Here is a 20,519-nt window from a genome sequence, read left to right on the forward strand (position 1 = left end):
GCCTGCGCTTCCAGGAGGAATCACCGTGAGCCGGTACGGCAACCCCGGCCGGCGCTTGCTCACCAGGGATGACCGCCCAATGCTGGACCTGAGGAGAACACCCAGGCGGACCGCCCGGGTGAGCCGGGCGTGACAGGCGGCCCTTTTCGGCTCCGTCGCCTGTCCGCGCGGCTGTGCCCCGGACCGGTGGCCGCGTAGTGCGACAGGTGCCCGTACGGTCCCACGCTGCCCTCGCGCCATCGGGCGGAAGCGGCCAGGCTGGTCATGAGCCCACTCGGCGTCCATGCCGAGGTGAAGGAGCTGATCACCATGACGAACCTGGCGGGATTCCCTGAGCGCCCGGTCCGGGTGAACGCGCGTATCGACTCGCCACTGTCCCGATGGCTGTGGCTCGTGAAGTGGATCCTCGCCATTCCGCACTACGTGGTGCTGTTCTTCCTCTGGATCGCCTTCACCGTAGTGACCGTGATCGCGTTTTTCGCCATCCTGTTCACCGAGCGCTATCCACGCGGCCTGTTCGACTTCAACCTGGGTGTGCTGCGCTGGAGTTGGCGGGTCTCGTACTACTCGTACGACGCCCTGGGCACCGACCGGTACCCGCCGTTCAGCCTGGGCGAGGAACCGGACTACCCGGCCCGGCTGGACATCGCCTACCCCGAGCGGCTCTCCCGCGGCCTGGTACTGGTCAAGTGGTGGCTCCTGGCCATCCCGCACTACGTGGTCATCGGCTTCTTCCTCGGCGGCGCCCAGTTCGGATGGTGGTCCGGTGGGCTGATCGGCGTGCTGACGATCATCGCGGCCGTGATCCTGGCCTTCACCGAGAAGTATCCGAAGGACCTGTTCGACCTGATCATCGGCCTCAACAGGTGGGTCCTGCGCGTCACCGCCTACGCCACGCTGATGACGGACGCCTACCCGCCGTTCCGCCTGGACCAGGGCGGCTCGGAAACCGTGGCTCCGCAGCAGCGGCCGTGATCACAGTCCGCGCTCCCTTCCCAGCCTGTGACCAAACTCGATAGTTGAAACCAGGTCACGTTCGTGACCTGCACCGATGTCAGTAGCTTGAGCGGCTGGCCGCATGAAATCGGCCAGATGGTTGGAACCCGGCGGCGCGGCCTGTGGACCAACCAACACCGATCGCACCGGGTTGTCGGGCGAGAGTAGATCCTCGGTGCGCTTGCGCGCCGGGACGGGACAAGCGGCCGGGTCGTCCAGCCCTACCCTGGTGAAAATTGGTGGGGGGTGCCCCGCTTCGGGGACGGCTCAGTGACTCGTGGGACGCGGGCGTCCGAGCGCGAACCGGCTCGGTCCGGGCTCTCCGCGTACCAGCGCGGCCGCCAGCTCACCGATGACCGACGCGAACTTGAAGCCGTGCCCGGAGAACCCTCCCAGTACGGTGACCGGGCCCTGCCGGTCGATGACGAAGTCATGGTCGGGGGTGGTGGTGTACAGGCAGGTCACGGCCTCGGGCGCGGTGTGGTCCACGCCGGGGAGCCAGCGCTCGGCGTACGCCGCCAGCTCCCGCAGGATCGCGGTGTCCGGGGTGCGGTCGCGCCGGTCGGGGTCGACGACCGGGCCGACGCCGTGGAAGCCCGCCTTGACGCCGTCGGTGCTGCCGAGTCCGTAGACCCCGTCCGCGGTGAGGCCGTTCATGGGCAGCGCGGCACCCGGGTGGTGAATGTAGCTGGGCCAGGTGAGCGCGTCCGCCGCGGGGAAGTGCGCGGGCTGCTCCTGGGTGACACGCAGCACCGGTACGCCGCCGACCGGCGGAACGGTACCGCCGCCCAGCATTCCGGGCGCCCAGCCGCCTACCGCGACCACGACCGCATCGGCGCGCAGTTCCTCCTCCGTGTCCGTGACCACCCGGACCTCGGCGTCGCCGTGCACCGACAGCCCGGTCACCCGGACGCCGTGCCGGACCTCCGCGCCGTGCGCCCGCGCCGCCTGCTGGAAGGCGGTCACCGCCTCGTCGGCGTGCAGGCGTCCGGCCTCCGGGTGGAAGACCGCACCGGTGTCGGCGCACAGCCCCGGCCAGCGCTCGGCGACCTCCTCCGGGGCCAGCCGCTCGGCAGGGTGTCCGGCGGCGGTCAGGACCTCGTACAGTGCCTCGGTCGTGGCGGCCGGGCCGTGGTCGACGGCTCCGGTGAGGGTGAGCACCTGCCGTCCCGTCTCCTCCTCCAACCGCCGCCACAACGGCAGCGACCGCACGGCGAGACCGACGTAGAAGGGGTCCGCGTAGGCCAGCCGGAAGATCCGCGAGGTGCCGTGCGAGCTGCCCCGGTCGTGGCCGGGCGGGAAGCGCTCCAGCAGGGTGACGCGGTCACCCAGGGCGGCAAGCCGCCACGCGGCGGACGAGCCCATGACCCCGCCACCGATGACGACGACTCGACGAGAAGACACGATGCTCGATCCTTTGGTGAACGATCCGGACCGACCGGGCAACCGGACGCCCCGAGGATTTCCGGTGTGACCTACAACTTTCTATCAGCCGTCAGCCCGGAGCGAACCGGCCGGGTCGCCGCCGCCCGCCCCGGACGTGGCGGGCGGCGCGGGGCGGCTTATAGCCCGCCGGCGTCGGCGAGGCTGGCGGCCTGGTCGACCATGCGGAGCGGGATGCGGGATGCGGGATGCGGGGTGCGCCGTGGGCGTCGTCGAAGGAGGGATGGCCTCGACGTCGACGCCGAACTGTCCGCGGATCGCGTCGAGGAGCACGCCGGCGGCATCGACTTCCAGGCGACGGTCGCCGCGGGCTTCGACGCGGATGGCGCCGAGCATGCAGCGGGCCCCATCCGCATCGACGAGGGCGTCCGCACACCAGCCGTCGCTGACGAGACGCTGATGTGCGCGCCGCGGTACGGCGGCCACCGGGATCGGATGCAGATCAGGCAGCGGAGCGGGCGCGGTGTCGACGGGACCGGTGACGATGTCCGTCAGGCCGACGAGGTCGGTTGCGGCGTGGTCGGTGCAAGCCTCTGCCCGCCCGTCGAAAGGCGATGGGCGGGCAGAGGTGTCAACGATGGTCAGCGGGTACGAACTGACGCTCCGTAGCCATCGGGCTGGCGGATCACTGCCACCTTCTGAGCAGGTGCCGGCCAGGCCTGGATGAGGTACCACTCGGTGACCTCGTCGGGGGCCATGTCTACGGCAGTGTCCCGTCCGCAGACGTGAACACGCAGCCGGTAGTCACCAGGACCGTGGAACGACAGGACGGGGAGTTCTTCGTCCAGGTCGTCCATCATTCCTCGGACCATGAGCGCGCCAGACGTGGAGTGCGCCGAGATCTCCACGATGTCCTGCCAGTCACCGCTGTCGGCTGTCGGCTCGGTTTCATGAAGGGGCACCGTGACATCGACGTCGCCGGTGTGGATTCCCGTCATGACGATGGTGACGCCGTCGGCGACCCGAACGAGTGAGTTGTGACCGCGGTCCAGATCGGGTCCGGTCGGCCCGTCCTCATCGCTGATGTCGAACTGATGGTACTGAACCGGAACTTTTCCACTGCCCCGTTCAATCTCGTCGGTCATCTCGCAGTCTCCTGCCGGGCGATGGCCACCTATTTGATCCACATCCGGCCGCCGTCCTCGTTCCGCGGTCCGTTGATCATGCGTCGACTGAAGGCGCCGCCACCCGTCCTAGCGCCCTGCCAGGTCGATGCGAAGGGGTACTCGTCGCACTGCTTGCCCGCTGGCCGTGGCAGGCTCGAGGGGCATGGCGTGTCCCGGTTTCCCCTGATCTCGCCTCTGTCGGTGAGGCGGGTCAGGTACCGCTCGGTGCCGTGCCTGCCCGGCAGGTTGTTGATGGTCTGCGCGTACTCGATGTGCTCCGCGAGCTCCGGGAACTCCGGGAACTCACCATGCTTCGCGTAGACCATCTCCGGGGTGTACGGCATCACGCACCCCGTCTTGGAGGTGCCCGGAAGGGCGTTGTCGCACCGCACCGGAGGTGTCGGCAAAGAAATTTCGTTGCTGGGCCCAGCCCACCCCGGGTTGGTGAACCGCCACTTCGCAGACGCCTGCCCATCGCCCTTCTGTCCCTTGGGCGACGTCTGGATTGTGGTGTCCAGGAAGAGTCACCTACGGGATTCCGCGCCGAAGCCGCCTGACCACCCGATCCCGAAACCTCCCGGGGCCCGTCGCCTGCGGTTGACCGCCGAACGAGGTCAGTTGACCTGGCCGGCAGGACGCACGATGAGCTGGTTGATGTCCACGCCGCCAGGCTGATTGACGGCGAAGAGGATCGTCTCGGCAACCTGTTCGGCGGTCAGTGCCGGTGCTGCCTCGGGACAGCCGCCACGCTCGTCCCAGAACGGGGTGTCCACCACTCCCGGGGCAACGAGGGTGACGCCGACGCGGTCTTTGGCCACCAAGAGCCGGACGTTCTCGACCAGGGCGTGCGTGGCCCACTTAGTGACGGAGTACAGGTTGCCGGGCGTGTTCCTGGTCCCCGCGACCGAACCGACGATCACGATCCGGCCCTTGGACTCCCTGAGGTACGGGAGTGCCTCACGCACCAGCAGAGCCGGGCCGAGGACGTTGGTGAGAACCATGGCACGCATCGCCTGAGGCTCGTGGTCCTCCAGGGTGCCGGGCAGGGAGAACCCGGCGTTGGCGATCACCGTGTCCAACCGACCCCAGACGCCTGCGACATGACTCACAGCGGAGGCGACATGGTTCTCGTCACTGGCGTCGCCACTAATGGTCAGTAGCCGCTCCCCCGCTCCGGCTGAGGTAGCGAATGCGGCCAGCCGATCGGCATTGCGGCCGGTAATAGCCACGAAGTGACCTTGCTTGAGCAAGGCACGGGCAGCGGCCGCGCCGATTCCGCTCGAACCACCTGTGATCAACGTGACGGGTTCCATGGGGCGGCCTCCTCATTGATGGCGGCATCGACGACGTGTCAGGGCTCAAGGTGTTGATCGGCCGACCGACGCGTGATCCGTGAACCACGCCAAGTTGCCGCCGAGTCTCAGGACGCTGCGGCAGACGAAGCGGCGGTTGTGCGGTCGGTCGGAGGGCATGTCAGTCATGCCGTCGACGATCAACTGCTGAAAGATGACCCCGATGTTACTACTGTTACTACGCCACCGGGGTCCTGTGACCTGTGGTCTTGGCAGGGTGTGTAGTGCCGGTCACGGGCGCTCCCGGGCTTCAACAAAGAAAACTTCTAACCCAACTGGGAGGAGAGAAGGCTCACTTGTCTCACCGGTGCTACCAGCCCACCCTGGGCAGCCGTACGGTGATCCGGCCGACCTGGGTATCAATAAGGGCCGGCCCGAGCACCTGGTCGGCGCGACGGCGGGTCAGCGCCCGCGCCAGGTAGCCACCGAACGACTCGTCGACAAGCAGGAACCGCTCGGATCCGATCTCGGTCTGGACGAAGTCGTCGACCGCCTGAAGCATGTCGTCGGAGCTGGACATGGAGGCGGGCGCGGGCGAGGCTCCCATGCCCGGCGGGTTGGGATAGAGCCTGGTGCTGTCGCTGCACGGCTGGATGCCCGACCACCGCCTGACGCTCGGGTGCCTCGAACCGGTCTTCACTCGGTGGTCAAGCTACGGCAGTCGCAGCGGTCGCCTGCTGTGTCAGACATCGGAGAGGCTGCTGTCGAGCTCTGGCGGTGTCCCTGCCAAGCTTGGGCGAATACCTCCGGTCGGTCGGCGTTCCGGTGCCGTCATCGACGCGTCAACATGACAACTGTCCATTCGGAGCCGTGAATCAGCCTCGGTAGGAGACTCCCGACCGTCCGAAATCGGCGACTGACGGCGCGCCCGTCAAGGCCATGACTTCCTCGAACTCGTCAATTAGCAGCCGTAGGACGCCCGCGACTCCCTTGGCACCGGAATGCGACAACCCCCACAGAGCCGGACGTCCGATCATGACCGCGTCCGCGCCCATGCACAGGGCCTTGGCCACGTCTGCGCCGTGTCGGATCCCCCCGTCAAGGATGACCTGGCATCTCCCTCCCGCAGCGTCCACCACCTCGGTGAGGCACTCCGGAGCGCTCTTGGCGAAATCGAGCTGTCGGCCGCCATGATTGGAGACGACCAGCCCCGAAACGCCGTTCTTGACCGCCAGTTCGGCGTCCTCGCCCGTCAGCACACCCTTCAGCACCACCGGCAGAGACGTCACTCCGCGCAGCCAGGCAAGGTCCTCCCAGGTGATCGAGGCGTCGAACTGCTCCCTCGAGTGCCGTGTGACAGCCGATTGCCCGTTCAGGCTCCGGTGGGAAGCGGCCATGACTTCCGGAGAGATGTTGACCGCTCGCACATCAGGCGGCACCACGAACTCGTTATGGGCATCGCGCGGGCGGAACGCGACTCTGGGTGCGTCGACGGTCAGCACCAGCGCCCGATAGCCGGCGGACTCGGCCCGGCGGATCAGATCCGTCATCGCCCCGCGGTCCTTGAGCCAGTAGAGCTGGAGCCACAAGTGGCCGCTGGCCGCGGCGGCGATGTCCTCAAGAGTCCGACTGGCGAACATACTCACCGTGAACAGCACGCCCGCGGCGCCCGCGGCACGCGCCGTTGCCACCTCGCCCTCAGGGTGGGCGAGCCGATGGTAGGCCATGGGAGCGATACCCAATGGAGCCGCCAACTCGGTGCCCAGTAGCGCGGTTGAGGAGTCGCAGCGAGAGACGTCGACGAGGCAGCGCGGCCGCAACTGAATCCGGTCCAAGGCTTCCCGGCCCGCCGTCAGCATCGACTCGGTGCCGCTGCCGCCTGCGAGGAAGTCCCAGACCGGTTTCGGCAGCCGCTCCTTGGCCGCAGCCTCGTAAGCGTCCAGATTCGGCACCTTCTATTCTCCATTCTCCGTGCGGTGGGCGGGTCGCCGGCGCGCATGTGCCGTTGGGCCCAGTACTACAGCCGGACTTCCGCGTTTCCGCAGGTCGGGTACGCCGCCAGAAGGCCGCATAACTGACGCATCATCAGTACGAGCCGGCTGTGCCGGTTGTCTGCGCGGTGATGAAGTCGGCCAACCTCGCGACGCCCTCGGTGATCTCTTGCGGGCTCTGTGAGCTGCACGACAAACGCAACTGATGAGTGCCGCCGCCGTCCAGATGGAAGTCGCGCATCGGGGTCCACAGCACCCCGAAGCACCGCGCGGAGAGCTCGAGAGCCCGGTGGTCGGCAACGAAAGGGACGTCGACGACGACGAAGAAGCCGCCGTCGGGACGGTTCCAGCGGACTCCGGCCTCAGCCCGGCGCGCCGCGGGGAAGTGCCGCTCCAACTCGTCGAGCAGCGTGTCCATGTTGGTGCGGTAGTGAGCGACAGCGTGAGAGTTCGCGGTGCGAAGCCGACAGTCGCTTTCGACCAGCAGCCCGCCGATGACGGCCTGACTGATGGCCGAGGTATTCACCGTGGTCATGCTCTTGATCTTCGACAGTTCGTCCGTGAGCATCGTGCGCCTGCCGTTTGGGCCTACGACCTCCTGGTCGGCGATGATGTAGCCCACACGGGCTCCAGGAAGCGCGGTCTTGGCGAAGGAGCCCAGGAGTATCACACGGCGGCTGTGGTCGAGGGCCTTCAGCGTCGGGCGGGCTGATCCGGTTCGGACGAAGAACCCGTAGGGGTCGTCCTCCAGGACAAGCAAGTCTTCGTCAGCGGCCAACTCGAGCAGACGCCTCCGCGCCGCCGGACTCATGCTCGCTCCCGAGGGGTTGCCGAAATCCGGGACCACGTAGAAGGCCCGGGGGTTTTCGCCCGCCTGCCTGCTGGCGTGGACTGCCGCGAGCACGGCTTCCGGATCGGGTCCGGCGGGGCCTTCAGGCACGGGGCGCACTCGGATGCCCAAGAGCTGGGCCGCACCGGTAATGCCCACATAGCAAGGTGAACTGACCAGCAGAGTGTCTTCGGGCCTGGCGAAGAGCGCCCTCAGGGTGAGGAGCAACGCCTCCTGGCAGCCCGTCGTCACCACGATCGCTTCCGGCGGGACCTGGATTCCCTCGTCGTTGGCGATCGTCCTGGCGATCAGTTCACGGATGATGCCGCTGGTACGGCCGTACTGGAACAACTGGGTCCGCACCTGATCACGTGACCAGCCGAGTTCCTTCTCGAGGTACGTGGTGTAGGTCTGTAGATGGCGTGCGAGGTCCTCGGGTTCGAAGCCGCCCTCGGTCGGCCGGCCCGGAGCGAAGGAAATCGCGTCCGGGAAGCGGCCGACGACCTCATTGAGGAAGGTCATCGCGTCGAGGACCGGGGCACTGAGCGAGCCGTGCAGGTCGGCGAGCAACAGGGCCTGATCTGGTGGCGCTCCAACTTGAGTCATCCCTCACACCCCTCCCGGTACGGTTGCATAGGTCCGGCTCGGGCCGGCTTCGTCCGTGCTGAACGCGGGGATCCGAGCCCTTCCCTGCACGCCGCGGAGCAGGACCGACGCGAGCCGATCCCTTGAGGCACTGCCTTGCTCCGGCTTCCGGGCGGTGCCCAGTGTGCGCAATGTGTCGACCATCAGCGCCACGTCGTGGGAGAACTCCGCAAGGACGTCGGCGACGGCCACGGCATTCGTGCCCAGAATGTCGGTCCACAGTTCGACGCAGCCTCCGGCGAGGCGGGTCACGTCGCGGAGTCCCTGTCCTGCGAGCCCGAGCTGGGACTGCTCGCCGTGCAGCAGACGCGCCGCGAGCAGGCTCGACACCAGATGTGGGGTGTGGGAGATCAGCGCGACCGCCTGGTCGTGCTCCGCTTGGGTCATCACGACCGGCCTGGCCCCGCACAGCTCAGCCAGGTTCCGCGCGCGTTCGACCGTCTGCGCCCGGGTCTGCGGGGCCGGAGTGAGCACCCAGGGACGACCGTGGAACAGGTCAGCGCTCGCGGCCAGCGGACCCGACTGCTCCCGGCCGCCCATGGGATGACCTCCGACGAAGCGGGTCAGGTCACAGCCGGTCCGGGCCGCCTCCTGCTGGACCTGCTCCTTGACGCTGGCCGCATCCGTGAAGTCATGTGCCAGCGCCCGATGCTGGTGTTCTCTGAGGGCCGCAGCGACGTACTGCGGTGGTACCGCGATGACCGCCAGGTCGACCGGTTCACGCGGACTGCCCGCGATGCCTGCCCCGAGCTCGGCGGCCGTGCGCGCCGCCTCCGGGTCGGTGTCGATCAGGTAGGTGGTCACCCCCCGGCCACGCAGGGCCAGGGCGATCGAGGTGCCGATCAACCCGGTACCGACCACTGCGGCACTACGCATCAGTGGTCGCTCCACAGCAGCGGGAGGTACTCGGGGTCGCTGTAGTCGGGAGTGCCATCGACCGTGCGGCGCACCAGCACGTCGTGGTTGTAGCCGACCTGGGTGCCGTCCGAGCGGAGGAACTCGCGGTAGTGGTTCTCGCCGTCCTGCAGGTGGAAGGAGATCGCGCGGCGCGGACGGTCGCTGACGTTGGCACCGCTGCCGTGGTAGGTGCGGCAGTGATGGAAGTTGACGTGCCCCTTGGGGATCGTGACCGGGATCTTGGTGACCTCCACGCCGTTGAACGCCGCGTTCTCCTCCAGCATCTGGTCCAGCTCGGAGCGGTCTCGCTCGGCGAAGTGCAGCGAGGTGGCGTCGTTGTCGGCGGTCTCCTTCCACAGGTGGCTGCCGTCGACCATGGTGATGGTGCCCATCTCCTCGCCGCAGTCGTGGAAGGGGATGAAGGCGGTCAGCATCCGCTCGGAGGTGGAGGTGGACCAGTAGTGGCGGTCGAAGTGCCAGGGCACGATGTTCGACTGCTCCTGCGACGCCGGGGGCTTGTAGATGAGCGTCGACTGGAACACCCGGATCTGCTCGGCCTGGGCGAGGCGTGCGGCGACCGCGCCCAGCAGCGGCTTGCTCAGGATCCGGCCGATGGTGTCGTCCTCGTAGTGGATGTAGTCGTTGTGCCGCTGGACGTCACCCTTCTCCGGCTCCCAGTAGGCCAGCTTGGGCGGGCGGACCGGCAGGGTACGGTCGCGATGGCCTGCGTAGAAGCGCTCGCTGGCGGCCTCCAGCTGCTCTATCTCCTCGTCGGTGAACAGCTTCTTCGACAGGTACCAGCCGTGCTCCGCGTAGAAGGCGACGTCCTCGTCGGTCGGCAGCAGCGCGCGCTCCTCGTCGGTGAGGGCGAAGGTCTGGATGGCCTCGGTGGTCATGGTCTTCCTTACAGGTCGGTAGTTCGGTGGATGGACGGCGCCCTGAGCCCGGTCAGGAGACGACCTTCTCGCGGGCGACCGCCTCGTAGAGCGCCTTGATGTTGCCGCTGCCGAAGGTGCGGGCGCCGTGCCGGTCGATGACCTCCCAGAAATACGTCTTCCGCACGTGCGGGGACTGGGTGAAGATCTGGAACACCTGGCCCCAGTGGTCCTCGTCGATCAGGACGTTGGTCCGGCGCAGGTCCTCGATCGCGAGCGCGGAGCGCTCGAAGCGCTCCTGCAGCTGGTCGTAGTAGGAGCCCGGCGTCTGCAGGAAGGTGACGCCCCGCTGCTCCAGGGTCTGCACGGCGCCCACGATGTCGTCGCAGAGCAGCGCCACGTGCTGGACGCCGGCGCCGCCGTGGCGGGCGAGGAAGGTGTCGATCTGGCCGGGCTGGCGGTCGGTGACCGGCTCGATCAGGGTGAAGGTCACCTTGCCGGACGGGCTCTGGACGACCTTGGAGTCCATCGCCTGGGAACCGACCTCGATGAACTCCTCGAAGATCTGCGAGAAGCCGAAGACGTGCTCGTAGAACGCGACCGTGGGGCGCAGTTGGCCCGCGGGCAGGCAGATCGCCGCGTGGTCCACGGTGCTGAGCAGCTCCTCGCCCGCCTCGGGGTCCGCGGCAATGATGTCCATCACCCCGGGCAGGAACTGCTTGCGGTCGCCGGTGCGCTGGACGAACCGGTGGGCCACGTCACCGAAGCCCAGGACCGCGGCGGTGACCACCTCGGTGCCGTCCTTGCTGTGGACGGTGGGCTGTTCGACGGCGACGGCGCCCCGCTCGACTGCCAGCTCGAAGGCACGGGTGGCGTCGTCGACCTCGAACGCGATGTTGGCGACGCCGTCACCGTGCTGCATCACGTAGGAAGCGGCTGGGTGGGTGGGGTTGAGGGCGGAGGTGAGGACGACCTCGATGCCGCCCTGGCGCAGCAGCAGCGAGCGGTGGTCGGCCTGTCCGGTCTCGGGTCCGGCTTGGCCGCAGATACGGAAGCCGAAAGCGGTGCAGAGGTAGAACGCGGACTGCTGGGCATCTCCGACGTAGAACTCGATGTGGTCTACGGCCCCGATATCCATGTAAAACCCTTCTGCTTCCATCGTCGACAGAAGGAAGTCGAGATGTCGATATGTTTTCGGGAAGGGACTGCCTGTCGAATCAGGAGATTCGGGTGCGAACGTCGCACTAGGCAGTGGAAAACTCGTTCAGCGGGGACCAGACACCGTAGTCGCCCCGACGGTAGAGAAGTGGCTCGCGATGGAAGGTCTCAGCGCCTTCCACCCGGCCTACGAAAAGCCAATGGTCACTCACCTCGATCGCATTCTCAACCCTGCATTCCGCAATGCCGAGTGCGATTTCGGTGAGCAACGGAGCGCCTCCGGCAACGGCCGAGGGGCGCCATTCGACATGTGCGAACTTGTCCGTGGCCTTGCTCGCGAACACCTGCGAAGCGTCACGCGCGGACGAGGAGAGGAAGTTCACCGCGAACGCCTGCGACGAAACAATCGCCGGCAACGTGCGGGACCCCTTGCCGACGGAGACCAGCAGCGTCGACGTCGCCGCCGACACCGAACAGACGGCGTTGCTGGTGAAGCCGTACGGCTCACCCGCTCCGTCCATTGCCGTGACGATGGCGATCGAAGTCGGGAACGAGCCAAAGAGTTCGCTGAAGCGAACAGAACCGACGTCCATCAAGTTCCCCCGCGGAGCAGCTCGTGAATTTTTTCTGGTAGGCCGAAGCAACCGACGGCCCCTGATGGTGCGGTGCGGCCCCCAAGGCTTTTCAGCAGCGGTCGGTCCGCGAGCGTGCCCGCGAGCGTCTGCTCCCGGGCGGCAATCGTCGCTTCCGCTGTGCTCGGCCGGGTGGGGCCCGGTCCGGGATTCCTCACTGCGGCACCGGAGCGGTTTCGATCCGGAAATCGGCGACGATCTTCCGGATGTCCTCCGCCACGGCCGACTCGTCGCCGGTGAGGATGAACCGCCCGCTGTGCACCGCGTCGTAGCTGCCGCCGGGCTGCATCACCTCGCCGGGAATCGGCACCAACTCCCGCCAGATCGTGGCGAAGTGGTCCCGCATGGAGGTCACCGAGACGACCTCGGCCGGCAGTCCGGCGGGCTTCGGGATGATCAGCCAGCCGCCGGACGGGTCGCCCGTCTGCGGCGGGACCGTCGCCCCGCCCTCACACACGGCGTCCAGCCAGAGCTCGAAGAGGTTGACCCCGAAGAGCTTGTCCGTGAGGTACGGCACCTCGGCCCCGCCGATCCGGCCCGCGATCTCCAGGAACACCAGGTCCCCCTCGGCCGTGACGAAGAGCTCGAGGTGGAACGGCATGGAGCTCATGCCCAGACCCGACACGCACTGCCGGGCGAACTCGTGCACACGGTCGCGCAGCGGGGAGTCCTGGACGACGACCGAGCCGAGCGGCTGCCGGCCGGCCTCGAAGGCGAGGCAGTCGCCGATGTAGCGGGACACCGCCATGAACGGGATCTGCGAGTCCTCGCCGACAAAGCCATCCACGTGGTAGATCGGCCCGTCGATGAACTCCTCGAGTTCGTAGTCCCCGGTGTCGATCTGATCCAGCAGCGTCGTGAGCGTGGCCTCGTCCTCGATGCGGTGCACCCCCCTGCTCCCCGCGCCGGACAGCGGCTTGAGTATCAGTGGGAACCCGAGCACCCGCGCGAAGTCCACTGCGGATTCGGCGTTGTCGCAGGAAGCGAACCGAGGCACGCGGACACCAGCCTTCGCCACGGCTTCTTTCATCCGCAGCTTGTTCCGGTAGAGCGCCACGTCCTCGGGTCGCGGACCGGGGATGTCGAGTGCCGCGCGGACTTCGGCCGCGATACCGAGGGTGGCCTCCGAGACGGCGACGAGCCGGTCGACCGGGCCGACGTGGTCCGTGGTCTTCCGAACCGCTCCGCAAACTGCCTCGAAGTCGTTGAGGTCTTCGACCTCGACCAGGTCGGCGATCTGCTCGGGATCGGCAAGGACTCCGGTGGCGCCGACCGCGTCGACCACGTAACTGACCTGGTGCCGCTCATGGTCGATGAGCTCCTCGAAGCGGCCCATCGAGAAGTCCCAGCGCGGCCCCTCCTGGAACCTCGGCCACCGGTTGATGACGACAATGTGCATGATTACTCCTCCGTAGCTGTTCACGTATGCGATCGCCAGCTTTGGCGCAGGTCAGACGCGCAATTCAGTCGGGTGAGGTACGTGAACAGCCACGCTGCTCCGTCACTGCGGCGCCGGCCTTGATCGGCACCGTCCGCGGGGGTGAACTCGATCGCTTCTTTCGGTTCGTCACACGTATTCGTGGCGATCACCGCAGGGCTTCGTTTCGCGAGATTGCACGGCCGCCTGGCTACGGTCCGGGCAGCGCGCAGATGGTCGCCCTGCTCGCTCAGGACGCCTCTGCCTCAAGACGGCGAATCAGGGGAGCCACATGAGTGAAGAAGTTCCTCATCTCGTCCCGGGTCGGCCACCCCGAGAAGATGAATTCACTGATACCCGCGGCCTTGTAGCTGTAGATGTACTGGGCCACCTCTTCATAGCTGCCGACGATGCACAGGGCCGGACCCCCGCGGTAGGCCACGGCACCCGTCCAGATATAGGGCGAGAGCCATTCGTCGACTGCGGAGTTCGCCAACTTGTAGGAGGACGTCACCGCCTCGGAGTCGGTGGTGCTGAGCGCCTGGCGGACCCATTCCTTGTGGTCCTCGTTCGGATTGCGCACGAGCTCGGCAAGCTCCGCCACGGCTTCCTCGCGGGTGGGACGGGCCAGCACGTGCATGCGGGTACCCACGCGGCACCCGCCCTCGACGAGCGGCCGGCTGGCCTGTGCCAGCGCCTCAGGGGTGTCTCCGTAGCGCAGCCAGCAGTCCCCCAAGGCCAGCGCGGTCTGCTGCGCCACGGCCGACGCCCCGCTGAGGTAGATCTGCGGCCGCACTCCCCCGCTGTATCCGAGGCCGAGCTCCGCTTCCTTGAGCATGTAGTGCTGCCCGTCGTAGCTCAGCGGTGACTCGCCCTCCCAGAGACCCCGGAGGATTTCCAGGAACTCGTTGCAGCGCGCGTACCTCTCGTCATGGCTGAGGAAGTCGCCGTATCCGGCCTGCTCCGCCGGAGAGGTTCCGGACACGATGTTGAGGGCGATGCGCCCGTCCGTCATCCAGGAGAGAGTGTTGACGACCTGTGCGAAGAGCGGCGGCGCCATCAGGCCCGGCCGATAGGCGAGCATGAACCTGACGCGATCAGTGACCTGCGACAGCGCCCCGATCACCGGGATCGGATCGGGAAGTCGCTTGGAGATCCCGAACAACAGGCTGTCGACGCCGAGTTCATCGGCCTCCTGGACGAAGTCCCTGACTTCCCCCATGTCGAGTTTGCCCATGTTGTAAGGATCCGTGGGCTTCGCCTGTCCCGTGTCGGGCGGCGAGCACCAGTGGAGGCGCAGAGGGTTCATGTTCGATCCTTCCTTCTGTGTCAGGTGCTGACCACGCGTACGCGGTCGCCGATCTCGGACCAGCGCTCGAGCGCCTCTTCCGGGGAGTCCGCGGTGAAGACGACAGCCGCGATCCGACAGCTGTAGTCCGTCTCATCGGTCTTGATGCCGGCGCCCGGTTCGATGAGGACGTGACCCCCCACCACCCACGGCTCAGACGTCAGCTCGTCCCAGCCTTCGAGTCGCGCGTACGAACCTGCGCCGCCCGCGGTCAGGAAGCGGATTCCAGTCGCCTTGGCGACCGGCTCGCCATACGCCGCCGCGCTCTGGGGATCCGCGCCGGTGATGTCCGCGAGGACCTTTCCGGGCAGCCTGAGGCCGGTGACCATCTCCATGAGTTCGGTGATCTTGCCACCGGGCAGGCGCGCGGCCACCTCGATAAGTACGGGGCGCCCCTCACTGAGGCGCAGTTCGCAGTGGAACGGCCCCGTCGTGATCCCCACCGCCTTGACGACATCCACGGCGTACGACGCGAGTTCGTGGCGGACAGCCTCGTCGAGCGGCGCGGGCGTGAGATGCCCCAACTCCAGGAACCGAGGCTCGGGACCGAGCAGCTTTCGCGTCACCGCCACAACGGTGACTTCGCCGCTGCTGGCATAGCCGTCGGCGCTGTACTCCGTTCCAGCCACGTACTGTTCGACCATCACATCGGCGGTCAGCGGCCGGTCGAACTCGAGTCCCTCCTCGGCGTGGATCGCAGACACCGCCCGGCGTGCTTCCTCGAAAGAGTCGACGCGCGACACGTGAACGCTCCCGCCGGAATCGACCGGCTTGATGACTGCGGGGAAGCCCGCGTAAGCACATGCTGCATCGAGTTCCGCCAGCTCACGGACCACAGTGAACCTCGGTACGTGCAGGCCGGCCGCAGCCACCGCCTCGAGCATCCTCGCCTTGTGCCGGACCTGGTCCACGGCCGTGCCGGCGAGACCGGGCAGCCCCAGCCGCGCGGACAGCCGGGCGGCTGCAGGCACGTAGTACTCGCCCCCGGCGACAACGGCATGAATGGCGTTCCGCTGGTGGGATTGGACAACGGCAGCCTCCAGGACATCCCCGGAGTTGGTATCCGTCATGATCATCTCTGTCGCGGCAGATCGCACGGACTCGGCGACTCTTCGACCTTCGGCCTCATAGGAGGCCACCACGACGTCCCAATTGAGAGAACGGGCATGAGCGATATAGGCGTTCGCGGAGAACGCAGGTTGCACCACCAGGACGCGATAAGGCATAGGGTTTCCTCGAGTTCTAGCTCTGAGCTCGGCCATGGTTCACGTGACGAGAAGTCAGACCTCAGCGCATTGAGGATTTCCGCCGTCCACAGCCACCATTGACGGAGAACTGAAAGTAGACCGTCACGCGCACTCCGAGAAATCCCCCGAAGTCGATGGGCAACAATCCACTCGGCGGAGCGGCGGCTTCTCGCGCTCCGGCGTATCGGGCAGCGGGAACCCGCCGCGCTCTCCGCGCGGTCAGGGTGCGGAGAGCGTCACACTATTCCAGCCGACATCGCCGGCCAGTACCACACTTGCACCGACCGCAGACGCCGGAGTGACGGACGACGAGCACGAGCCGCACCCAATAGCTGTCGCCACTGCCACACCGGCGATGCCGCCGATGAACGCCACACGTACGGTGCGCTTCATACGAGTCAAGATTAAACGAACATGCATGATGCATTTATCCATTCACCGCAGCCCATTGGGCGCGAGGTAGAAAGTCGGCTTGGCCCCAGCTATCTCGGTAGCTGTTCACGCACCCCATTCGAGTGAATTGCGCGCCTGGCCTGCAGTAAAGCCGACGATCACAGTCGAGGCAGAACAGCACATTCGCGCCTCCCTCAACTTTTCCACTCGTTTCCATCAATTCAGTACACGAATATCCCGGCGGCAATCAAGCCCTGACCTGCACCCAATCCTTCCTGCACCACCCCCGATCAGGCCAGACGCTAAGATGGCTCCGGTTCACGCATTGCCGATCTTCACGGGGGTCCAATATGGAAAATGAAGAAAAATGGGAAGGGCTCACGACAGGGCTAGCCACTTTGGGTGATGAGGCAGGCACTGAGAGTCGCGATCGACACACTGTTCAGCCACCCGCCGTGACGAAGCCGGAAGAGTTCGCCCGGCGAATGGCCAAACACTTGACGGACTTGAGCCGACTCGTCGATGAGCAGGCCAGCCGACTGCACGACGGATCGCACACAGCCACCAGCAGGAACTCGGATGTCCGCGAAATTCACGGCCTATCCACCATCGCTCAGGCCATCGATGACGCCTTGTCGGGCTCCCGGCGGGAAATTCTTACCGCGCAACCGGACGGCCCTCGCCCGAGGGAAGTTCTTGACGACGCCCTGGAAAGCGTGCGGCGTCACTTAGCCGCCGGCGTCGTCATGCGTACTCTCTATCAACACACGACGCGTTTCGACGAGGCGACAAAAGAGTACGTCCAAAAGGCAATAAGCCTCGGAGCTTCAGTCCGGACGCTCGACGAGTTCTTCGACCGCCTGATCATCGTGGACGACGTCGCCTTCATCGCGGCGAACGCAGACCGCACCTCTGCGGTCGCGGTGAGCGAGCCGGCCGTCGTCGGTTTTCTTCGTGACATGTTCAACAGGTCGTGGGATCGAGCAAAGCCCTTCCCGTTCGTCCCGAATTATGCAGCGATAGCAGCAAAGGAAGTCATGCCCGCAATGCGTGACTCGATCAAACGCCTGCTGATCAACGGCTACCCGGACAAGCAGATAGCTCGGCGGCTCGGCATCAGTGAGCGGTCGTTGCAGGGTCATATCGCCACCATGAAGCGAGAGCTCGAGGCACACAACCGGATGCAGATGGGCTATCTCTGGGGCAGAGGCGAAGGCGAGTAGGACGGCCTGAGAGGGCGAATCACGGCGGCATGTCCGATTCGCCGAGGTGTCGTCGACTGCTGATAATGCGAGGCGAAGCGTCATCTGCTCGTAGGCGGGATGCCCGGGCGGATCCGAGGTTGCGGGCGGCGTTCTCGGCGCGGCGGGTTCGGGCAGGTCGGCGAAGGTCGACCCGGCCGCGCCGACGCCGCTGGTACGGCCGTGGCCCACGGGCTCGTGTCGGCAACGAAGTGACCGTGCCATCGTTGCGCAAGGCTGCCGGCGACCACCTGGCGCCGCGCCGCTCATTCGGGTTCGAGCGGGACGAGCCGGGCAAGCTCGGCATCCGGCTTGCCGACAGCCCGGACGCGGAAGCCGCCGGGCCCCTCACGGTCGAGCATGCGCTGCGGTGGGCCACGGCGCCGGGCGCGTGGCCCTACTGGCACTGGCTGAGGCTGAGTGCCGCACGCGGATTCGCGAGCTGCTCACATGCCATCGATGCCCGGCATGAGCTTCTGCCGACAGGCCTGCTGCCGCACGGCTACCGGCGGGTCCCGACGTTCTCGTTCAGCGACGCCGGCACAGCCAGGCCGATGTCGGCCGTGGACGCGCGACCGTCGGGGCTGCACGCAGCCACCTACTCGGCCTTGCCCGGGTCAATCCAGCGGAGCGAAGTCCCGGCGATGGCGAAAACCGCGCCGAGGGTCAGCCAGCCCCATACCGGGAACTGCAGTACGCCGCTTGTCATCACCACCGGTGCAAGCGATATCGCTGTGGATGTCCCTGATTGGAACAGGCCCTGGTAGGCGCCGGCCTGGCTGTCGGGTGCGAGGTTGTAGCTCAGCGTGGTACTCGAGGCCGCGAAGTACACCTCGGCGATCGTCATGACCAGCGTCGCGCTCAGGACCAGGACAGTCGCCGTGATCGCCGACCCGGATCGTGACACGACGCAGACTGCGCAGCCCAGGGCCAACAGCCATCCGGCGCGCTCGCCGACCCGGATCGCGCCGACACTGTCCTCGGTACCTCTGCTGAGGCGTACCTGGAGCAAGGCGACGAGGGCTGTGTTCATCACGAGCGCCACCGCCACGATCTCCCGCGGTGCGCTCGTATCGCGGACCACCCACAGCGGCAGGCCGACTTCGAAAATGCCGAACTGAAGCGCCAGGACGGCGCATATCGCACTGAAAAGCACATAGCGCCGATCTCGTAGCACGCCCGAGCGTCGGCTGTCCTGCCCGGTGGCTGCGGCGGCGGTCGCCCGGGCGATCGGAAGGCCGGCCAGCATGGCCGCTGCGACGACGAAGGTCAGACAGTCAACGACGATGACGGCAAAGTAGGCGGTAGCCGTGTCCACAGCGAGCGCAAGGCCGCCGACGCCCGCGCCGAGCCCGACCCCGACATTCGCCAGTGCTCGAAGCTTCGCCCGCGCCTTGACCACACCGTCCTGTGGCAGCGCTGTCGCCAGCAGTGCCCGGTACGCGACCACTGACCCGCGATCCACCGCGGTGATCGGGCAGATCAGCATGAGGAACAACCAGAACGAATGAACTTGCGTATAACCCAAGATCCCCACGGCCTCCGCGGACCAGAGGATCATCAGCACACGGCGGGCACCCCAGCGGTCGCAAGCCCGGCCGAAGGGCACGGACGCGAGGATGCCGCATACGCCGCCGGCAGCCAGTCCTGTGCCGAACTGGCCCGCCGTCATGTCCCCGACGTGCGTGAAGAACAGCGCACTGTTCACCCGGAACAGACCGTTGCCGAATGTGTTGATCAGTGTCAGAGGCACGAGCAGCCTGGCCGCACGGTTCGCGGGCGCCCCGGAGGCTTCGGCCCGGGGCCCCCGCGTCTTGGGTAGCGAAGGCATGAGGGAGCGGATTCCCACAGAGTTTCCTCGAATTTCTAGCTCTGAGCTCGGCTATGGTTCACGCGACGAGAAATCAGACCTCAGCGCGATGAGGATTACCGCTGGCGAACCCCGCAGCGATCAAGCTCCGACCTGGGCCGGTCCGCTCGTTCGAGGTACGTGAACAGCTACCCCGCCACCTCGAACCTCCAAGAGGACCTCCGGCCCCAGGGCCAATCCTTCCTCCACTGCCCCTGAGCAGGCCAGGCCCCAAGAGGGCTCCGGTTCCTGCATTGCCAATGTTCGCGGGGTCTGAAGAGGTCATTTTCATCTTGAATGCGGCGCTTTGAGTTCGCTCTGCCTCTCGGGTGTCCCCGGGCGGCGGTATGCCCAGATCATGGCCGACCGTGGTGCGTATCCGAGTGATCTGCCCGATACCCGCTGGGAGTTGATCGAGCCGGCGCTGGCAGCGTGGCGCTTCGAATGTCCTGGCCGGGCCCTGGACGTCGGCCGGCCACCGGAGCATGACCTGCGCGAGATCATGAACGCGATCCTTCACGTGGACCGCACGGGCGTGCAGTGGCGCTACCTCTCGCACGACTTCCCGCACTGGAACACGGCCTGCGGGTACTTCGCCAAGTGGCAGCAGGAAGGCGTGTTCGCACAGCTCAACGGCCTGCTCAGGCGGCTCTTGCGGCAGAAGGAGGGTCGGGAGGCCGAGCCGTCCGCCTGTGTGCTCGATGCGCAGAGCGTCAAGACTTCCACCGGTGTCCCCGCCTCGGGTCAAGGCACGGACGCGGGCAAGAAGATCGTCGGCCGCAAGCGGAGCATCGTCACCGACACCCTCGGTCTCCTGCTCGCGGTGCTGGTCACCGCCGCGAGCGTGCAGGACTCGGGTCCGCTGTCCGCTGTCCGCTGTCCGCTGTCCGCTGTCCGCCAGCAACTCACCGACGAGGTGAGCGGCCTGCTGGCGCGCATGGCGTTCCACCAGGCGTGGCTTCAGATCGAAGCAACGACCGTGGCCGGTCCGTACGCGGCCTTCGTCGCCACGGCCCGCGCCGAAGCCGGAGCACAGATGAGTCTCGCCTGGCAACAGCCTCCCGTCACGACCGACGACGGCATGATTCTCGGCTCCGCCTACCCCCGCGACCGATCAGCCGCGGCTCGCGCAGTCCGCATCGAGGTGATGCGCCGTCATC

At 66.8% G+C, this 20,519-nt stretch carries 18 protein-coding genes and 1 pseudogene; 4 read left to right on the forward strand and 15 right to left on the reverse strand.

All coding sequences use genetic code 11. The features are described 5' to 3' along the window. Positions 1 to 309: 309 nt before the first annotated feature. Positions 310 to 975, forward strand: a complete 666-nt coding sequence (locus ACFXGX_RS02810; protein ID WP_384784217.1) for a DUF4389 domain-containing protein — start codon at positions 310 to 312, stop codon at positions 973 to 975. A 288-nt stretch (positions 976 to 1,263) separates the two neighbouring features. Here ACFXGX_RS02810 and ACFXGX_RS02815 read toward each other — a convergent pair whose 3' ends face one another. Continuing rightward, positions 1,264 to 2,400: an FAD-dependent oxidoreductase gene (locus ACFXGX_RS02815; protein ID WP_384783960.1), complete on the reverse strand. Its 1,137-nt coding sequence runs from the start codon at positions 2,398 to 2,400 to the stop codon at positions 1,264 to 1,266. Between the two features lie 66 nt (positions 2,401 to 2,466). On the opposite strand from ACFXGX_RS02815, the gene ACFXGX_RS02820 reads away from it, so the two are divergent. Continuing rightward, entirely contained in the window at positions 2,467 to 3,048 is a 582-nt protein-coding gene (locus ACFXGX_RS02820; protein WP_384783962.1) for a hypothetical protein, read from the forward strand. Here the strand turns inward: ACFXGX_RS02820 and ACFXGX_RS02825 are convergent. From ACFXGX_RS02825 to ACFXGX_RS02885, 13 genes are all read right to left on the reverse strand, one after another. Continuing rightward, positions 3,021 to 3,524, reverse strand: coding sequence for a hypothetical protein (locus ACFXGX_RS02825; RefSeq protein WP_384783963.1), 504 nt, complete (start codon positions 3,522 to 3,524; stop codon positions 3,021 to 3,023). The two genes, ACFXGX_RS02820 and ACFXGX_RS02825, sit on opposite strands and share 28 nt — an antisense overlap. Before the next feature lie 29 nt (positions 3,525 to 3,553). Further along, positions 3,554 to 3,889, reverse strand: a complete 336-nt coding sequence (locus ACFXGX_RS02830) for a hypothetical protein (RefSeq protein ID WP_384783965.1) — start codon at positions 3,887 to 3,889, stop codon at positions 3,554 to 3,556. Between the two features lie 270 nt (positions 3,890 to 4,159). Beyond that, positions 4,160 to 4,858 (reverse strand): SDR family oxidoreductase, encoded by a 699-nt coding sequence (locus tag ACFXGX_RS02835; RefSeq protein ID WP_384783967.1) that lies wholly within the window; start codon positions 4,856 to 4,858, stop codon positions 4,160 to 4,162. A gap of 349 nt (positions 4,859 to 5,207) precedes the next feature. After that, positions 5,208 to 5,417 (reverse strand): hypothetical protein, encoded by a 210-nt coding sequence (locus ACFXGX_RS02840; protein ID WP_384783969.1) that lies wholly within the window; start codon positions 5,415 to 5,417, stop codon positions 5,208 to 5,210. A 295-nt stretch (positions 5,418 to 5,712) separates the two neighbouring features. Next, on the reverse strand, positions 5,713 to 6,789 hold the full coding sequence (locus ACFXGX_RS02845; RefSeq protein ID WP_384783971.1) for an alpha-hydroxy acid oxidase: 1,077 nt from the start codon (positions 6,787 to 6,789) through the stop codon (positions 5,713 to 5,715). 133 nt (positions 6,790 to 6,922) lie between these two features. Continuing rightward, positions 6,923 to 8,227: a PLP-dependent aminotransferase family protein gene (locus ACFXGX_RS02850; protein ID WP_384783973.1), complete on the reverse strand. Its 1,305-nt coding sequence runs from the start codon at positions 8,225 to 8,227 to the stop codon at positions 6,923 to 6,925. A gap of 39 nt (positions 8,228 to 8,266) precedes the next feature. Next, positions 8,267 to 9,178: a prephenate dehydrogenase gene (locus ACFXGX_RS02855; RefSeq protein ID WP_384783975.1), complete on the reverse strand. Its 912-nt coding sequence runs from the start codon at positions 9,176 to 9,178 to the stop codon at positions 8,267 to 8,269. After that, positions 9,178 to 10,095 (reverse strand): phytanoyl-CoA dioxygenase family protein, encoded by a 918-nt coding sequence (locus ACFXGX_RS02860; RefSeq protein ID WP_384783977.1) that lies wholly within the window; start codon positions 10,093 to 10,095, stop codon positions 9,178 to 9,180. Before ACFXGX_RS02860 ends, ACFXGX_RS02855 begins: the two co-directional genes overlap by 1 nt. Positions 10,096 to 10,147: 52 nt before the next feature. After that, entirely contained in the window at positions 10,148 to 11,212 is a 1,065-nt protein-coding gene (gene hppD, locus ACFXGX_RS02865) for a 4-hydroxyphenylpyruvate dioxygenase (protein WP_384783979.1), read from the reverse strand. A gap of 106 nt (positions 11,213 to 11,318) precedes the next feature. Continuing rightward, complete coding sequence (locus tag ACFXGX_RS02870) at positions 11,319 to 11,825, reverse strand: flavin reductase family protein (RefSeq protein WP_384783981.1); 507 nt, start codon at positions 11,823 to 11,825, stop codon at positions 11,319 to 11,321. Positions 11,826 to 12,018: 193 nt separating this feature from the next. Continuing rightward, positions 12,019 to 13,263, reverse strand: coding sequence for an acetyl-CoA carboxylase biotin carboxylase subunit family protein (locus tag ACFXGX_RS02875; protein WP_384783983.1), 1,245 nt, complete (start codon positions 13,261 to 13,263; stop codon positions 12,019 to 12,021). A gap of 268 nt (positions 13,264 to 13,531) precedes the next feature. Continuing rightward, complete coding sequence (locus ACFXGX_RS02880) at positions 13,532 to 14,590, reverse strand: LLM class flavin-dependent oxidoreductase (RefSeq protein WP_384783985.1); 1,059 nt, start codon at positions 14,588 to 14,590, stop codon at positions 13,532 to 13,534. Between the two features lie 20 nt (positions 14,591 to 14,610). Next, positions 14,611 to 15,855, reverse strand: coding sequence for an ATP-grasp domain-containing protein (locus ACFXGX_RS02885; RefSeq protein WP_384783986.1), 1,245 nt, complete (start codon positions 15,853 to 15,855; stop codon positions 14,611 to 14,613). A gap of 869 nt (positions 15,856 to 16,724) precedes the next feature. Here ACFXGX_RS02885 and ACFXGX_RS02890 point away from each other — a divergent pair. Beyond that, positions 16,725 to 17,492, forward strand: a complete 768-nt coding sequence (locus ACFXGX_RS02890) for a LuxR C-terminal-related transcriptional regulator (RefSeq protein ID WP_384783988.1) — start codon at positions 16,725 to 16,727, stop codon at positions 17,490 to 17,492. Between the two features lie 616 nt (positions 17,493 to 18,108). Here the strand turns inward: ACFXGX_RS02890 and ACFXGX_RS02895 are convergent. Continuing rightward, positions 18,109 to 19,263: an MFS transporter gene (locus ACFXGX_RS02895; RefSeq protein WP_384783990.1), complete on the reverse strand. Its 1,155-nt coding sequence runs from the start codon at positions 19,261 to 19,263 to the stop codon at positions 18,109 to 18,111. Positions 19,264 to 19,717: 454 nt separating this feature from the next. Between ACFXGX_RS02895 and ACFXGX_RS02900 the strand changes: the two are divergent. Next, positions 19,718 to 20,341 (forward strand): annotated as a pseudogene (locus ACFXGX_RS02900) (IS5 family transposase); the annotation flags it as partial. Between the last annotated feature and the right edge of the window lie 178 nt (positions 20,342 to 20,519).

Origin of the sequence: Streptomyces sp. NPDC059371 (assembly GCF_042751995.1) — a bacterium.
Lineage (GTDB): Bacteria > Actinomycetota > Actinomycetes > Streptomycetales > Streptomycetaceae > Streptomyces.

Excerpts from the sequence above, each read along its gene's own strand:
- ACFXGX_RS02810 (WP_384784217.1), top strand. The coding sequence starts at position 310 with ATGACGAACCTGGCGGGATTCCCTGAGCGCCCGGTCCGGGTGAACGCG.
- ACFXGX_RS02825 (WP_384783963.1), bottom strand. The coding sequence starts at position 3,524 with ATGACCGACGAGATTGAACGGGGCAGTGGAAAAGTTCCGGTTCAGTAC.
- ACFXGX_RS02830 (WP_384783965.1), bottom strand. The coding sequence starts at position 3,889 with ATGCCGTACACCCCGGAGATGGTCTACGCGAAGCATGGTGAGTTCCCG.
- ACFXGX_RS02835 (WP_384783967.1), bottom strand. The coding sequence starts at position 4,858 with ATGGAACCCGTCACGTTGATCACAGGTGGTTCGAGCGGAATCGGCGCG.
- ACFXGX_RS02840 (WP_384783969.1), bottom strand. The coding sequence starts at position 5,417 with ATGTCCAGCTCCGACGACATGCTTCAGGCGGTCGACGACTTCGTCCAG.
- ACFXGX_RS02855 (WP_384783975.1), bottom strand. The coding sequence starts at position 9,178 with ATGCGTAGTGCCGCAGTGGTCGGTACCGGGTTGATCGGCACCTCGATC.
- ACFXGX_RS02860 (WP_384783977.1), bottom strand. The coding sequence starts at position 10,095 with ATGACCACCGAGGCCATCCAGACCTTCGCCCTCACCGACGAGGAGCGC.
- hppD (WP_384783979.1), bottom strand. The coding sequence starts at position 11,212 with ATGGATATCGGGGCCGTAGACCACATCGAGTTCTACGTCGGAGATGCC.
- ACFXGX_RS02870 (WP_384783981.1), bottom strand. The coding sequence starts at position 11,825 with ATGGACGTCGGTTCTGTTCGCTTCAGCGAACTCTTTGGCTCGTTCCCG.
- ACFXGX_RS02875 (WP_384783983.1), bottom strand. The coding sequence starts at position 13,263 with ATGCACATTGTCGTCATCAACCGGTGGCCGAGGTTCCAGGAGGGGCCG.
- ACFXGX_RS02880 (WP_384783985.1), bottom strand. The coding sequence starts at position 14,590 with ATGAACCCTCTGCGCCTCCACTGGTGCTCGCCGCCCGACACGGGACAG.
- ACFXGX_RS02885 (WP_384783986.1), bottom strand. The coding sequence starts at position 15,855 with ATGCCTTATCGCGTCCTGGTGGTGCAACCTGCGTTCTCCGCGAACGCC.